This is a genomic window from Baekduia sp. (assembly GCF_035996765.1).
GTDB lineage: Bacteria > Actinomycetota > Thermoleophilia > Solirubrobacterales > Solirubrobacteraceae > Baekduia.
Map to the genome: position 1 here is coordinate 17,075 of NZ_DASYJG010000075.1, position 13,934 is coordinate 31,008.

Annotated in this window: 14 protein-coding genes; 7 read left to right on the forward strand and 7 right to left on the reverse strand. The window is 72.0% G+C overall.

Annotation, left to right across the window (positions count from 1 at the left end):
- Positions 1-52 precede the first annotated feature (52 nt).
- The 3 genes from VGO10_RS16655 to VGO10_RS16665 form a co-directional block, all read right to left on the reverse strand.
- Positions 53-883, reverse strand: a complete 831-nt coding sequence (locus VGO10_RS16655) for a metal ABC transporter permease (protein WP_327470391.1) — start codon at positions 881-883, stop codon at positions 53-55.
- A gap of 76 nt (positions 884-959) precedes the next feature.
- Positions 960-1,385 (reverse strand): hypothetical protein, encoded by a 426-nt coding sequence (locus VGO10_RS16660; protein WP_327470393.1) that lies wholly within the window; start codon positions 1,383-1,385, stop codon positions 960-962.
- Between the two features lie 49 nt (positions 1,386-1,434).
- Positions 1,435-2,496 (reverse strand): alpha/beta hydrolase, encoded by a 1,062-nt coding sequence (locus VGO10_RS16665; RefSeq protein WP_327470395.1) that lies wholly within the window; start codon positions 2,494-2,496, stop codon positions 1,435-1,437.
- A gap of 79 nt (positions 2,497-2,575) precedes the next feature.
- Here VGO10_RS16665 and VGO10_RS16670 point away from each other — a divergent pair, with 79 nt between their 5' ends.
- The 4 genes from VGO10_RS16670 (at position 2,576) to VGO10_RS16685 (ending at position 6,303) form a co-directional block, all read left to right on the forward strand.
- Positions 2,576-3,175: a helix-turn-helix domain-containing protein gene (locus VGO10_RS16670; protein WP_327470397.1), complete on the forward strand. Its 600-nt coding sequence runs from the start codon at positions 2,576-2,578 to the stop codon at positions 3,173-3,175.
- Positions 3,172-4,374 (forward strand): benzoate/H(+) symporter BenE family transporter, encoded by a 1,203-nt coding sequence (locus VGO10_RS16675; protein WP_327470399.1) that lies wholly within the window; start codon positions 3,172-3,174, stop codon positions 4,372-4,374. Before VGO10_RS16670 ends, VGO10_RS16675 begins: the two co-directional genes overlap by 4 nt.
- Positions 4,371-5,279 carry a VOC family protein gene (locus tag VGO10_RS16680; RefSeq protein ID WP_327470401.1) on the forward strand — a complete coding sequence of 303 codons (909 nt, stop codon included), beginning with the start codon at positions 4,371-4,373 and terminating at the stop codon, positions 5,277-5,279. The genes VGO10_RS16675 and VGO10_RS16680 overlap by 4 nt, the downstream gene beginning before the upstream one ends.
- A gap of 115 nt (positions 5,280-5,394) precedes the next feature.
- Positions 5,395-6,303 carry an alpha/beta fold hydrolase gene (locus tag VGO10_RS16685; protein ID WP_327470403.1) on the forward strand — a complete coding sequence of 303 codons (909 nt, stop codon included), beginning with the start codon at positions 5,395-5,397 and terminating at the stop codon, positions 6,301-6,303.
- Positions 6,304-6,310: 7 nt separating this feature from the next.
- Here VGO10_RS16685 and VGO10_RS16690 read toward each other — a convergent pair whose 3' ends face one another.
- Positions 6,311-7,972 carry a penicillin-binding transpeptidase domain-containing protein gene (locus VGO10_RS16690; RefSeq protein WP_327470405.1) on the reverse strand — a complete coding sequence of 554 codons (1,662 nt, stop codon included), beginning with the start codon at positions 7,970-7,972 and terminating at the stop codon, positions 6,311-6,313.
- Between the two features lie 153 nt (positions 7,973-8,125).
- On the opposite strand from VGO10_RS16690, the gene VGO10_RS16695 reads away from it, so the two are divergent.
- Entirely contained in the window at positions 8,126-9,025 is a 900-nt protein-coding gene (locus VGO10_RS16695; RefSeq protein ID WP_327470407.1) for an acyl-CoA desaturase, read from the forward strand.
- Here VGO10_RS16695 and VGO10_RS16700 read toward each other — a convergent pair.
- Positions 9,022-9,675 (reverse strand): lysophospholipid acyltransferase family protein, encoded by a 654-nt coding sequence (locus VGO10_RS16700; protein WP_327470409.1) that lies wholly within the window; start codon positions 9,673-9,675, stop codon positions 9,022-9,024. The genes VGO10_RS16695 and VGO10_RS16700 overlap by 4 nt on opposite strands.
- Positions 9,676-9,777: 102 nt before the next feature.
- A complete protein-coding gene (locus tag VGO10_RS16705; RefSeq protein ID WP_327470411.1) occupies positions 9,778-11,247 on the reverse strand; it encodes a peptidoglycan-binding domain-containing protein in 1,470 nt (489 codons plus the stop codon).
- 68 nt (positions 11,248-11,315) lie between these two features.
- On the opposite strand from VGO10_RS16705, the gene VGO10_RS16710 reads away from it, so the two are divergent.
- Complete coding sequence (locus VGO10_RS16710) at positions 11,316-12,515, forward strand: alpha-hydroxy-acid oxidizing protein (RefSeq protein ID WP_327470413.1); 1,200 nt, start codon at positions 11,316-11,318, stop codon at positions 12,513-12,515.
- 72 nt (positions 12,516-12,587) lie between these two features.
- Here VGO10_RS16710 and VGO10_RS16715 read toward each other — a convergent pair whose 3' ends face one another.
- Positions 12,588-13,370 carry an LLM class F420-dependent oxidoreductase gene (locus tag VGO10_RS16715; RefSeq protein WP_327470415.1) on the reverse strand — a complete coding sequence of 261 codons (783 nt, stop codon included), beginning with the start codon at positions 13,368-13,370 and terminating at the stop codon, positions 12,588-12,590.
- A gap of 163 nt (positions 13,371-13,533) precedes the next feature.
- Here VGO10_RS16715 and VGO10_RS16720 point away from each other — a divergent pair, with 163 nt between their 5' ends.
- Positions 13,534-13,911, forward strand: a complete 378-nt coding sequence (locus VGO10_RS16720) for a response regulator (RefSeq protein ID WP_327470417.1) — start codon at positions 13,534-13,536, stop codon at positions 13,909-13,911.
- Positions 13,912-13,934: the final 23 nt, after the last annotated feature.

A 13,934-nucleotide genomic window follows, 5' to 3' on the forward strand; every position in this document is an offset into this window, starting at 1 on the left:
GCGGTCGCCTCGCGCGCGACCGGACCACAAGCGGTAAGCCGCGGCGTGTCGCTCATGCGGTGACTCCGCGCGCAATCAAGCGCGTCCGGCCCGCGCGACCAAGCGCGACCAGCGCGAACACCGCACCGCCGACGACGGCGATCGTCGCACCCGGCGGCGCGTTGGTCTGCACCGACAGCCACAGCCCGATGATGCCCTCGACCATCACCAGCGCCACCGTCGCCAGCTGCCAGGTGCGCAGCCGGTCGATCAACAGGCGGGTCGTCGCGGCGGGAACGACGAGCAGGGCGGTGGAGAGCAACGCGCCGATCGCATCCAGCGCGGCGACCGCCGAGGCGGCCACGAGCGCGAGCAGCAGCAGATCGGGCAGCGGCGACCGCGCACCCAACGCGCGGGCGCTGTCGCGATCAAAGCCCGCCGCCAGCCAGCGCCGGCCGAGCACCGCGCTGACGATCACGACGGCCACGCCGACGGCCGCGGCAACGAGCTGGTCGGTGCGGTCGATCAGCAGCAGGCTGCCGAACAGCAGCCGTTCCACGCTGCCTTGCGAGTGAAAGACGTCGCTGGCGAGGATCACCCCCGCAGCGAGCGCGCCGACCAATACGAGCGCCGTGGCCGAGTCGTACTCCGCGCGACCGCGGTTGGCGATCGCGGCGACACCGATCGCCACGATGCCCGCCGTCGCCAGCGCCCCGAGCAGCGGCGAGAAGCCCAGGCCATCGGCGAGGACCAAGCCCGGGAAGGCCGCCGTGCCGACGGCGTGGGCGTAGAAGCTCAGCCCGCGTAGCACGATCCACGTCCCCAGGATCCCCGAGCCGACGGCGAGCAGCGCGATCTCGACGACGGCGCGCTGGACGAACGGAAGGTCGAACGGGGCGGGCACGAGCGCGCCAGTATAAGCAAGAATCGATCTCATCTAGACCGGCGGCGCGTCGAGCGCACGGTCGGCTGGCGAGGTGCTACTCGGTGTCGCGCCGCGTGCGCCAGGCGACGAGGCGCCGGGCGAGAACTGGTGAGAGGCTGGTCGCCAGCGCCTCGGCCTCGGCGTCGGCCTGCTCGTCGTCGAGCCCGAGGACCTCGTGGGCGAGGACACGGGCAGCGTGGCGGCGGGAGCTCAGCACGAGCGCGGCGCTGGTGCCGTTGGCGGTCAGCGTCAGCGCGTCGGGCGCGACGAGGTCGAGCGCGCGGAGACGGCGGATCATCTCCAGGGCCGTGGGGTGCGAGACCCCGACCTTGCGTGCGACCCCCGCCTGCGATGGCGGCGCACCGGCCGAGTTGAGATCGCGCAGCGCGAGCAGGTAGCGCGCCTCGCCCTCGGTCAGCTCCATGCACGGCACCTGATCGGGCGTCGCGGGCTTCACGCGTGAGGTCGGACGGGCAGACATCTCTTGCGCTCAGGGTACCGGCAGCGGACGACGGGCCGGCGCCGATTGCCTACCGCGATGGTGACGCCAGGCCCTGGCGCAGCGCGCCGGCGATCTGCCCGAAGGCCGCGCGGCTGCTGCGCGCCGCGGTGGTGTTGAAGAAGCCGTGGATCTGGTCGTGGCACTGGGTCGCCACGGCGACGCCGGCCTCCCGCAGCCGCGCCGCGTAGGCCTCGCCCTCGTCGCGCAGGACGTCGGGGATGCAGGTCGCCACATAGGCAGGCGGCAGCCCGGCCAGCTGCGGCGCGTGCAACGGCGAGGCCTGCGGCTCGGCGCGGCGCGCCGGATCCGGCAGGTACTTGGAGATGAACCAGTCCATTCCGGACTCGGTCAGCAGGTAGCCGCTGGAACAGCGCGCGTAGGACTCCGTCTTGGTCGTGACGTCGGTCACCGGGTAGAGCAGAAGCTGGAAGGCCACGTCGGGCAGCCGCTCGTCGTCGCGCGCCGCGAGCGCGACGACGGCCGCCAGGTTGCCGCCCGCGCTGTCGCCACCGACCGCCAGCCGCGTCGGGTCGGCGCCGAGCCGGTCGGCATGGTCGGCCGCCCAGGCGTAGGCCGCCACCGCGTCCTCGACTGCTGCCGGATAGGGATGTTCGGGCGCTAGCCGGTAATCCACCGACAGCACACGGACGCCGCTGAGGTGCGCGAGCAGGCGGCAGCTCGCGTCGTGGGTCTCAACCGAGCCCTGGACCCAGCCGCCGCCGTGGAAGTACACCAACAAGGGGCCGGGCGTCGGCGCGGCGTGCGGGGCGTAGAGGCGCACGGGGATCTCGCCCGCGCGCAGATCGCTGACCGTCAGCGGCAGCTTCGGGCGGATGGCCATTGGCCGTGCCGTCAGCGCCAGGCGCCGCCGCTGCTCGGCGACCGGCTGCGCATCGCTCATCGGGTCGCGCCCGATCTCCGCGAGCTTGCCGAGCAACAGCGCCTCGGGATGGAGGCCCGCTGCCTCGGGCGGCACGGCGCCGGCCAGGCGCCGGACGATCGGGGTGGGTAGCGCGACAAGCGCGCGAGCGAGATAGCCGCCGGCCCACGCTTCGAAGCGGCCGGGGAGCAGGGCAGGGGAGATGCTCATAGGGCGCCAACACTGCCATGCGGGGCCGGACTCGTCACCGAACACGAGCCGGGTGCATTAGAGTTTCCGATCGACCACTATGGATGCCACCGCCGACCCACCGCTCGACGATGACCTCGACGCTCTCGCTGACCGGATTGGCAGCGCCGTGCGTGAGCTGCGGCTCGGGCAGCGCTGGTCGCTCGGCGACCTTGCACGGGCGTCCGGGCTGTCCAAGACGATCCTCGCCCGGATCGAGCGTGGTGACGGCAACCCGTCGGTCGAGACGCTCTGGCGGGTCTCGCGCGCGCTGAAGGTCCCGCTGGGCGCGGTCCTGAGCCCGCCGTCCCGGCGCCCACGGGTCCGGGCCATCCGCGCCCGCTCCGGCGAGCCGCTGAGCTCCGAATCCGGGATGGGCGCCTGGCTGTTGCACGCCGCCGCGCAGGAGCACCGCGCCGAGCTCTTCGACATCGAGCTGCCGCGCGGCGTCGACCAGGCGACCGACGGCCACCTGCCGGGCACCGAGGAGCTGATCTTCTGCGTCAAGGGCCGCGTGCGCGTCGGCCCGTATGACCAGGAGGTCGAGCTCGGCCCGGGCGACGCGGTCTGGTTCACCGCCGACGTCGCCCACCACTACGTCGCGCTGCGCGACACGCGGACGTTGTGCTGGATGATCTATCCGGGCGCGGGTGCGGAGTGAGCAGCGCCCGCTCACAGCCTGTCGTCGCCGGCATCGTCGCCGCGCTGGTCGGCTTCGCCGGCTCGTTTGCGATCGTCTTGGCAGGCCTGCATGCGGTCGGGGCCAGCAACGCCCAGGCGTCGTCGGGGTTGTTGGTGCTGTCGGTCGCCATGGGCGTGACCGGCATCGCGCTCTCCTTCCACTACAAGATGCCGCTGAGCATGGCGTGGTCGACGCCGGGCGCCGCGCTGCTGGTCGCCGCCGGTCCGGTGAGCGGCGGCTACCCGGCTGCGCTCGGGGCGTTTGTGCTGGCCGGCGTCCTGATCGTCGTCGCAGGCCTGTGGCGTCCGCTGACGCGGGCGATCGTCGCGATCCCCGGGCCGATCGCCAGCGGGCTGATGGCGGGCGTCCTGCTGCCGATCTGCCTGCAGCCGGTCCACGCGGTCGTCGAGGTCCCCAAGCTCGGGATCCCGACCGTCGTCGTCTGGCTGGTGCTGTGGCGCGTTGCGCGGCGCTGGGCGGTGCCGGGCGCGCTGGCCGCGGCGGCGATCGCGGTGGCGATCGATCCGGTCGCCGGCGGTCCGTCGGCGCACCTGCTGCCGCAGCTGACGTTCGTGACGCCCACGCTCCATCTTGGCACGCTGCTCGGCGTCGGCCTGCCGCTCTTCATCGTCACGATGGTGTCGCAGAACGTTGCGGGCATGAGCGTGCTCGCCGCGCACGGCTACGCGGCGCCGATGCGGCCGGTCCTGGTCACGACCGGCGCGGCGACCGTCGTCGGCGCACCGATGGGTGGCCACGGCATCAACCTCGCGGCGATCACCGCGGCGCTGGCCGCTGGCCCCGAGGCCGGACCGGATCGGTCGCGACGCTGGATCGCGGCGGTGAGCGCGGGCGCCGTCTACCTCGTCCTCGGCCCTGCCGCCGGGCTGGCGACCGCGCTGCTGGCGGCCTCACCGCCGGTGCTGATCGAGGCCGTCGCAGGCCTGGCGCTGCTGGGCACGCTCGGCGCCGCGCTGCGCGCCGCGACCGACGACGAGCAGCAGCGAGAGCCCGCGATCATCACGTTCGTGGTCTGCGCGTCAGGCGTCACGGCGCTGGGGATCAGCGCGCCGTTCTGGGGCCTGGTCGCCGGGCTGCTCCTGCTTGCCGTGCAGCGGGGCCGCTACCGTCGATTGCCCGTCTTGCGCTCTCGGCGCGACACCGCAAGGACCCCATGAGCTCCACAAATCCGTTCACGCCCGTCACCGTCGGCCCCGCGGCCCAGGGCATCAGCGAGCTTCCTGCCACGCTGCGCCTCGGCGCCGTGCACCTCACCGTCACCGACCTCGATCGCTCGGTCGCCTGGTACCAGTCTGCGCTGGGCCTGCGCGTACACCGCCACGACGTCGACACCGCCGCGCTAGGCGACGGCACCGAGGAGGTGCTGGTCCTGCACGAGGACAGCACCGCCCGGCAACCGGGCCGCACCTCTGGGCTCTACCACTACGCCTTGCTCTTCGGAAGCCGCGAGGAGCTGGCGCGGACCGCGCTGCGGCTGGCCGCGGCCAAGGCGCCGATCCAGGGCGCTTCTGACCACGGGACGCACGAGGCGATCTACTTGCCCGACCTTGACGGCAACGGCATCGAGCTCGCCGCCGACCGCCCGCGTGAGCAGTGGCCGACGCCCGAGGAGGAGTTCACCGGTGACGGCCCGAAGCGGCTGGACCTCGACGCGCTGCTGGCGACCGTCGGCGGGGAGGAGCTCAGCCCGCAGGTGCGCCCGGGTCTGCGCGTCGGCCACGTGCACCTGCACGTCGGCGACATCGCCGCCGGCCTCGCGTTCTACCGCGACGTGCTCGGCTTCGAGGTCTGGGCGAAGATGCCCACCGCCGCGTTCGTCTCGGCCGGCGGCTACCACCATCACTTGGGCTTCAACACCTGGCGTGGCGAGGGCGCGGCGCCGATGCCCGAGGGCATCGTCGGCCTGCGTCACTGGACGATCGTGCTCGAGACGCCCGCTGAGGTCGAGGAGGTGCGTGCTCGCGTGCGCGCCGCGGAGATCGACTCCGGGGACGTGCCCGGTGGCTTTGCCGTCACGGACCCGTTCGGGATGGCCGTGCATATCGTCGCCGCCGCTGGGTAGGTCACCCCTGCCAAAGCGACCATTCCGGTTGCAGTTTGGTGTGGCCTTCTGAGAGGGTCGCGGCGTGTCGATCGCCGCCCAGCGGGGGCGGCGGCAGGAGGAGGAGACAACACTTATGCGCGTTCAGCGTTTGGCGGCCGCGATGGTCGTCACGGCGGCGTTCGTCGCCGCGGGGGCGGCGAGCGCCCAAGCAGCACTGCCCGTCATCTACAACTTCCCGACGGCGATCGCCGCGTCGGCGGTGCAGCCCGGCGGCTCGCCGGCCGGCGCCAACGACGCGTCCTGCCATCCATCGGCCGCGCACCCGCGGCCGGTCGTGCTGGTCAACGGGACGTTCGCCAACCAGATCACGAGCTGGAACGCGCTCTCGCCGTTGTTGAAGAACAACGGCTACTGCGTCTACACCTTCAACTACGGCGGCCTCTTCGCCGGCCAGATCGGCAGCTACGGCCCGATCGCGGCGTCGGCCAGCGAGCTGAAGACCGAGGTCGACGCGGTGCTGACGAGCACGGGCGCGTCGAAGGTCGACCTCGTCGGCTGGTCGCAGGGCGGCATGATGCCGCGCTACTACCTCAAGAACCTCGGCGGCGCGGCCAAGGTCAACGCGCTGATCGGCCTTGCGCCGTCCAACCACGGCACGACGCTGAGCGGCTTGGCGACGCTGGCCGGCTACTTCCCGGGCGCGCTGCCGCTGGTCGGCGCGCTCTGCCCGGCCTGCACGGATCAGGTGGTCGGCTCACCGTTCTTGACGAACCTCAACGCGGGCGGCGACACGGTGCCCGGCGTCAAGTACACGGTGATCCAGTCGCGCTATGACGAGGTCGTCACGCCCTACACCTCGGCGTTCCTGACCGGCGCCAACGTCACCAACATCACGATCCAGAACAAATGCATTCTGGATCTCGGCGATCACCTGTCGATGCCCTACGACCACATCGTCGATCGCGAGGTGCTCAACGCGCTGGATCCAGCGCACGCGAGCTCGACGATCTGCACGCCGATCGTCCCGGCGGTCGGCGGCTGAGCCGCTCCTAGGACGAGGCGAGCGCGGCGGCGAGCACCTGTTTGGCGATGGGTGCCGCCGCCTTGCCGCCCGCGCCGGCACCGACGAGCATCACGCCGACGGCGATCCGCGGGTTGGCCGCAGGAGCGAAGGCGACGAACCACGCGTCGGTGTTCTTGGGGTCTGCCCCGCCGTTGCCGGTGAAGCGCAGCTCGGCGGTGCCGGTCTTGCCGGCGACCGTGACGCCGGGCAGCGCGGCGGCGGTGCCGGTGCCGCCGCGGACCACGCCGATCATCATGTCGCGGACCTGGCCGGCGACCTTGGCGCTGACGGCGCGGTTGCGGATGACGGGGTCCTCGGTGATCGCCCGCGGCTTGGCACGCATGCCCTTGGCGCCGATCGTGGCAGCCACGCTGGCCATCCCGAGTGGCGTCGCGAGGTCCTTCTCCTGGCCGATCGCCGCCGAGCCGACGGCGATGGCGTCGCGGAGGGTCGTGGAGATCGTGTTCGGCTTGGCGACCGGGACGCGCGGCGTCTCGTTGAAGCCGAACGCCTCGGCGCGGGCGACGAGCTTCTTGGCGCCGACCTTGGCGCCCAGCGGGGCGAAGACCGAGTTGCAGGAGTCGGCGAAGGACTGCGCGAGGCTGCCGCCGCAGGACTCGTTGCTCGCGTTGGCGAGCTTGACGCCCGAGAGCGTCGCCGAGGTCCGGACGGGATAGCTGCTGTTCGGTGTCGCGGCGCCGGAGGCCAACGCGGCCGACAAGGTGATGATCTTGAACGTCGAGCCCGGCGGCTGGGGCGCGCTGACGGCGATGCCGGCGAGGGCGAGGACGTCGCCGGTGCGCGGGCGGACCACCGCGACGCCGCCGAGCCTCGTGCCCAGCGCGGCGGTCGCGACCCGCTGCAGGCCGGGGCGCAGCGTCGAGTGCACCGAGCGGCCGGCGTGCGGCGTGACCTTGGCGATCACGCGCGTGCCGTAGCGCAACTCGGCACCGGCGGTTCCAGCGAGGCGCTCGCGGTAGCGGGCGCGCAGGCCCTTCTCGAAGATGTTGAGCGTCGGATCGTCGAGCAGCGCGTTGCCGTTGCGGGTGAGGACCGTCGCCTGGCGCGCGGACTGCAGCGTGCGGCGCTTCGGCGCTTCGCCTTTGCGCAGGCCGGGCAGGCGCAGGCTCGGGGTCCAGGCGACGCCGCCGTCCTTGACCGACAACTTGAGCGTCCCGTGCAACGTCCCGAAGAGCCGCGTCTGTACGGCGACGGGCACGGTGACGGCACCCTTCTCGGGCTTGGAGGTGGCGCCGAGCCGCTTGGTCTTGACCGTCGCGGCATCGTCGGCGCGCCTGATCAGCGCGGCGAAGCGGGCGCGCGGATAGGCCCCTTGGCTCTTGGGGTCGAGCGCGCGCCACATCGCGGTGGTGTCGCGTGCGGTGTAGGCCTTGGCGAAGGCCGCGGCGTCGGCGCGCTGGCGGTCGACCTCGCGGTTATGGCGGACCACCAGCGCGACGGCACCGCCGACGATTGCGATCAGCAGCAGCGGGACGAGGTACGCCAGCGGACTGCGGCGCCGGCGCGGCGCTCGGCGACGGTGGCCGCCGCCGGCGCGATGGCCGGGCTCCAGCCACGGGACGCCCGCGCTGCGGCGCGGCGGCGCCGAGGCGAACATCGAGCGGCGGCGACGGCGACGGCGGGGCACGTGCCCTGGTGTTTACCGGGCGGCGCGGCGTGGCGCGACGTTCGCACGCAGATGTGCGACGGTCACGATTTGTAGCTTGCGCACAAGATCGGTCGTGTCACACGCGTCGTTGGGCACAAGAAGCCTCGTCTGCTTGACGCCATCGTCCAAGACATGACCCGCGTCGAGCGCTACGCCAATCTCGCCGGGGTCGTCGTGCCGTTCGCGGGCGTCCTGGTGGCCATCGTGCTGCTGTGGAACTCGTGGGTCGACGCGATCGACCTCGCGATCCTCGCCGTGATGTATTTCGCGACCGCGATGGGGGTGACCGTCGGCTTTCACCGGCTGCTGACGCACCGCTCCTTCCGCGTCGATCCGTGGCTCGAGCGCACCGTCGCGTCGCTCGGTCAGCTGAGCGTGCAGGGCTCGGTCCTCGACTGGGTCGCCGACCATCGCAAGCACCACGCGCACACCGACGTCGAGGGCGACCCGCACAGCCCGCACGTCGGCCACGGCAGCGGCCTGCGCGGCCTCTGGCACGCCCACACCGGCTGGCTGATGGAGACCCAGGGCCAGGCTGACTGGAAGAAGTACGCCAAGGACCTCTACGAGGATCCCAAGATGAAGGCCATCGGCAGGCGCTTCCCGCTCTACGTGATCGCCTCGCTGCTGATCCCCACCGTGTTGGGTTACATCCTGCACGGCTTCACGTGGCAGGGCGCGCTGCGCGGCTACATCTGGGGCGGCCTGGTCCGGATCTTCCTCGTGCACCACATCACGTGGTCGGTCAACTCGGTCTGCCACTACTTCGGCTCACGCCGCTTCGACATCGAGGACAAGTCCACCAACGTGGCCTGGCTCGCGATCCCGTCGCTCGGCGAGTCCTGGCATCACAATCACCATGCCTTCCCGCGCTCGGCGCGCCACGGGCTCAAGCCGTGGGAGATCGACGTGTCGGCGCTCGTGATCGGCGGGTTGGCGAAGCTGGGGCTGGCTCACGACGTCGTCGTGATCACGCCCGAGCGCCAGGCCGCGAAGGCGCTGACGCCCGAGCGCGAGAAGGTCCCGGCCTAGCCGACGGGGGCCTGCTCGGCGGCCGGCCGCGGCTTGCGACCGGTGGGCATGCGCGGCGCTTGGGCACGGATCTCGGCCAGCAGGCGCGCCGAGAGCTCGGTGGGCGTCTCGCCCGGTTGGCGTTGCCCACCGCTCGGCGCGAAGAAGTGGACGCGGACGTGCGGGCGGCTGCGCGGGAACTTCGGCAGGTCGACCGTGCCGGTCACGGTGCACGAGACGATGTGCGCCTCGGGCACCGCGTCAGCGAGGCGGCCGAAGCCGCTGCGTGCCCGCAGCTCGCGGCCCTTGGAGCGCGTGCCCTCGGGGAAGACGCCGATGCACGCGCCGGCGCGCAGCATCTCGACTGCGCGGTCCATCGCATAGACGTCGCCCTTGCCGCGCTCGATCGGGATCTGGCCCATGCCGTCGAGGATCAGGCCGAGGCCCGGCTTCCACAGCGACGCCTTGGCCAGCGCGCAGATCTGACGGCGGGGGAGGCCGGCGATGCCGATGGCGATCGGGTCCCAGTAGCTGTCGTGGTTGCCGGCCAGGAGGACCGGTCCGTCGGTGGGCAGGGCGTCGAACCCGGAGACCTCCAGGCGTCCCCACCAGCCGATGGCCGGCGAGCACGCGGCCATGGCAAAGCGATAGGTCGGCGAGACAGCGGACATGGCCACCATCTTGCCCCAATCGCGCCCCGCTTGGGCGTCGAGGGACGATTGAATCTCGTAGAGCGAGATCGAATCGTCCCTCGACGCCGGGTGGTGGGCGCGTCAGCGGTGTGGGGAGTCGCCGCGGGGGATCTCGGGGCGGTGGCGGCGTGCAGCGCTGGCCGTCGCCTTCGCCGCGGTCGCGGTCCAGTCGACGGGCGTGTAGGGCAGCGCGAGCGCGGCGGCCCAGGTCGACGCGTCGGTCGTCCCGGTCACCGCGATGCCGTTGGCGGTCTGGATCGCCTTGATCGCGTCACCGGTCGCCGTGTCGAACTTGCCGCTCACCGTGACGGTGGGGTAACTCTGCGTCAGGTGCTCTTGCAGCCAGATGACCTCGTCGCCCTTGGCGCCCTTGCCGAGCGCGGGCCAGCCGGGGTCTGGCTCGACGGTTGCGGGCGGTGCGGGCTCGTTGAGCACGCTCCAGTGCGCGGCGTCGGTCGCCTGCCAGCTCCACCAGGAGAGACCCTGCGTGCCGTAGGCCGCCCAGAGCTGGCGGAAGCGGCGCAGATCGGCGGCCGGCGGGTTGTCGTAGGTCTGCCCGAGCGGCGCGATCGGCGCCTGGTAGATGCGGTTGTGGGCCAGCGTGTGGGCGCTGATCGCGTCGACGCTCCCGCCGATGTCCTTCCAGTAGGCCTGCGGCAGGTTGACTTGCGCGCCGCCAGGTCCCAGGAACACGCTGAACGGCAGGCCCGGGTGGTAGTCGACATAGGGGAACGACGTCAGGCCGATCGGGAAGGTCGGTCCGGCGGCGGCGCGCAGCGCGTTCATGTAGGTCTGCGCCGCGGCGTACTTGCCCTCGTACTGGCCCTCGGCGTCGATGACGAAGCAGTCGGCGCCGGCGGCGATGGCCGCGGCGGCGACGCTCGCCTCGCTCGTCGGGCTGTTGCCGTAGACGAACTGCCAGGCGCAGGCCTTCAACCCGCGCTGGTGCAGGGCGCCGACCAGCAGCGGCGAGAACTGATCCCACGGCGTGGTGCCGTCGCCGGCCTTGACGAAGACGGTGGAGACCGACGCCGCGGCTGCGCGGGCGGCGATCGCGTCGACGTTGCCGCCGTCGGACTTCTCCAGCTGCCAGATCCACATGCCGTTGCCGCGGAAGGCGGCCGGCAGCGAGCCGTCGCCGCTCAAGGCGGGGGCGACGATCTTCCTGGGCTCGGCGAGGATCGTGATCTTGATGATGTTGGACTTGCGCCCGGCCTTGTCGCGCGCCGTCACCGCGACCGCGCCGGGCCGGACCCCTGGCGGCACGCGCGCCACCCAGCCCGCCGCGCCCCGGTGCAGCTTGGTCGCGATCGCGCCACGCGGCCATCGGAACGTGACGCGCAGGCCGAGCTTCAGCCGCGTACCGCGCAGCTGTACCTGGCGGCCGACGCGCACGGCGACGCCCTTCTTGCACGACGCCGCGGTGGCGGGGACGCAGCGGACGCCCGCGAGCTTGGGCGCACGCGAGGCGGCGTCGGCGGGGGTGGCAGCGGTCGGGAGCGCCGCGGCGGACAGCAGGACGGCGACGGCGGCAGGGCGGAGGCGCGGCATCTCGGATCGAGACTCAATCAGCCCGGCGAAGTTGCGGTCTGCCGGTCCGCCGGTAGGTTCCGGCGGCGATGACCGAACAGACGCCCGATGCCGCGCCGACGCCGTTCGGCAACTACCAGTACGAGATCTACCTGCGGGGTCTTGCCGGTCAGCTGCCGGACCTGCCGGTCGGCTGGGAGGCGCTAGAGGCCGCGGCGGCGGCCAAGCTCGACGATGGCGCGCGCGGCTACGTCTTCGGCGGCTCGGGCTCCGAGGACACGCAGCGAGAGAACCTCGAGGCCTTCCGGCGCTGGCGCATCGTCCCGCGGATGCTGCGCGACGTCGCGGCGCGCGATCTGCGCACGACCGTGCTGGGCACCGCGATGCCGGCGCCGGTCCTGCTCGGGCCGGTCGGCGTGCAGTCGATCATCCATCCCGAGGGTGAACTGGCCGTCGCCCGCGCTGCGGGAGCGCTGGGCGTGCCGATGGTGGCGTCGACCGCGTCGTCGTTCACGCTGGAGGAGATCGCCGAGGCCGGCACCGCGGCAGGTCCGGGCTCACCGCGCTGGTTTCAGCTCTACTGGCCCAAGGACGACGACTTGACCGCGAGCTTCGTCGGGCGCGCCGAGGCTGCCGGCTACGGCGCGATCGTCGTCACGCTCGACACGCCGCTGCTGGCCTGGCGTCCGCGTGACCTTCAGGGCGCCTACCTGCCGTTCCTGAAGTCGATCGGCATCGCCAACTACCTCGCCGACCCGGTCTTTCGCGCCGCGCTGGAGCGCACGCCCGAGGAGGATCCGCAGGGAGCGGTCGGCCACTTCGTCGGCCAGTTCAGCAACCCGAGCGCGACCTGGGCGGGGATCGACAAGCTGCGCGCGCTGACCGAGCTGCCGCTGATCCTGAAGGGCGTCAACCATCCCGACGATGCGCGCGAGGCGCGAGAGCGCGGCGTCGATGGCATCTTGGTGTCCAACCACGGAGGCCGCCAGGTCGACGGCGCGATCGCGGCGCTCGACGCGCTGCCCGACGTCGTCGACGCGGTCGGTGACGACTTGACGATCCTCTTCGACAGCGGCATCCGCGGCGGCGCCGATGTCGTCAAGGCCCTGGCGCTCGGCGCCGACGCGACGCTGATCGGCCGACCGTACCTCTGGGGCCTGGCGTTGGCCGGCGAGAACGGCGTGCGCTCGGTCCTGCGCGCCCTGCTCGGCGAGTTGGACCTCACGCTGGCGCTCAGCGGGCATGCGACGCCCGCCACGCTTGGGCCAGACGTGCTCGTCCGCGGTTAGGCGTCGTGGCCGCCAGGCCGGCCACACTTGGACCTGACGTGCTCGCGCGCCGCTGAGTGCTGTGGCGATGGCCTACGCCGTCGCGTTGGCCCGATCGCGCCAGGCGACCAGCTCGCGGACCGCGCCGAGGTCGTAGCCGCTGCCATCGCCGCCGATGCCGACGATGAGGTGCTCGACGCCCGCCGCGACGAGGTCGTCGGCGGCCTGGAGCGCGTCGGCCTGAATGCCCCAGGTGCGCTCGATCTCGCCCGGATTGCGCCCGACGGCGTCGCAGTGGCCGAGCAGGATCTCGTTCTTCTGCCTGAACCTGTCGGCATCACCGAAGCCGTGCCACATGTCGGCGTGCTGGGCGACCAGCTTGAGCGTGACCTTCTCACCGCTGCCACCGATCAGGATCGGCATCTCACCCATCGGCGGCGGGTTGAGCTTGCCGAGGCGCTCGCTGATCCGGGGCAGATCGCGCTTGAGCGCGCGCAGGCGGGCCGGGGCGTCGCCGAACTCGTAGCCGTACTCGTCGTAGTCCTTCTCAAACCAGCCGGCGCCGATGCCGAGGATCACGCGGCCGCCGGAGATGTGGTCGATCGTGCGGTGAGCGTCGGCGAGCAGTTCCGGGTTGCGGTAGGAGTTGCAGATCACCAACGCGCCAATTTGGGCGCGCTCGGTGACCTCGGCCATCGAGGCCATCGTGGTCAGCGCCTCGAAGTGCTTGCCATCCGGCTCGCCATAGAGCGGATAGAAGTGATCCCAGCAGAAGATCGTGTCGACGCCGAGCTCATCGGCCTCGCGCCAGGCGCGGCGCATGCCCTCGAAGTCGGCGTGCTGCGGTTGGACCTGGACACCTACGCGGACGGGCACAGACGGGCTCCTCGCTTCGATGGCAACAGCGGTCCACGGTAGCGGCGCAGATCCGGCGCCCCGCCGGTGCGGCGCTCTGTGTAGCGTCCGTTGCATCGTCGCGTGGCGTACCGGCGGCTCAGGAACTGCGCGCGACGAGCCGATGACCATGACAGTGGACCCGGTGCCACATCAACGACCCCTGCGCGTCCTCATCGTCGACGACGCGCCCGACATCCGTGCGCTGCTGCGCGCGATGCTCGGCGATCGCGTGGACGTGCTGATGCAGGAAGCCTCAGGTGGCGTAGAGGCGCTCGCGCTGGCGGCTGCCGATCCACCGGATCTCGCGGTGATCGACCAGAACATGCCCGGGATGGACGGCGTCACCACCACGCGCGAGCTCAAGGCGCTGCTGACCGACGTCGAAATCGTCGCCTTCACCGCCGTGCCCGGCGCCGAGCGCGAGTTCGCCCAGGCCGGGGCGACGCACCACTTCCTCAAGGATCGCTTCGGCGATCTCGTCGGCTTCATCTCGGAGCGGGCTGCCGGCAACGGGCGCTGAGCGGTTGGGTGGCCGACGCTTGC

What these genes read in the sequence shown, in the direction of transcription:
- VGO10_RS16660 (WP_327470393.1), bottom strand. Translation starts at nt 1,385, where the DNA reads ATGTCTGCCCGTCCGACCTCACGCGTGAAGCCCGCGACGCCCGATCAG.
- VGO10_RS16665 (WP_327470395.1), bottom strand. Translation starts at nt 2,496, where the DNA reads ATGAGCATCTCCCCTGCCCTGCTCCCCGGCCGCTTCGAAGCGTGGGCC.
- VGO10_RS16670 (WP_327470397.1), top strand. Translation starts at nt 2,576, where the DNA reads ATGGATGCCACCGCCGACCCACCGCTCGACGATGACCTCGACGCTCTC.
- VGO10_RS16680 (WP_327470401.1), top strand. Translation starts at nt 4,371, where the DNA reads ATGAGCTCCACAAATCCGTTCACGCCCGTCACCGTCGGCCCCGCGGCC.
- VGO10_RS16685 (WP_327470403.1), top strand. Translation starts at nt 5,395, where the DNA reads ATGCGCGTTCAGCGTTTGGCGGCCGCGATGGTCGTCACGGCGGCGTTC.
- VGO10_RS16695 (WP_327470407.1), top strand. Translation starts at nt 8,126, where the DNA reads ATGACCCGCGTCGAGCGCTACGCCAATCTCGCCGGGGTCGTCGTGCCG.
- VGO10_RS16700 (WP_327470409.1), bottom strand. Translation starts at nt 9,675, where the DNA reads ATGTCCGCTGTCTCGCCGACCTATCGCTTTGCCATGGCCGCGTGCTCG.
- VGO10_RS16705 (WP_327470411.1), bottom strand. Translation starts at nt 11,247, where the DNA reads ATGCCGCGCCTCCGCCCTGCCGCCGTCGCCGTCCTGCTGTCCGCCGCG.
- VGO10_RS16710 (WP_327470413.1), top strand. Translation starts at nt 11,316, where the DNA reads ATGACCGAACAGACGCCCGATGCCGCGCCGACGCCGTTCGGCAACTAC.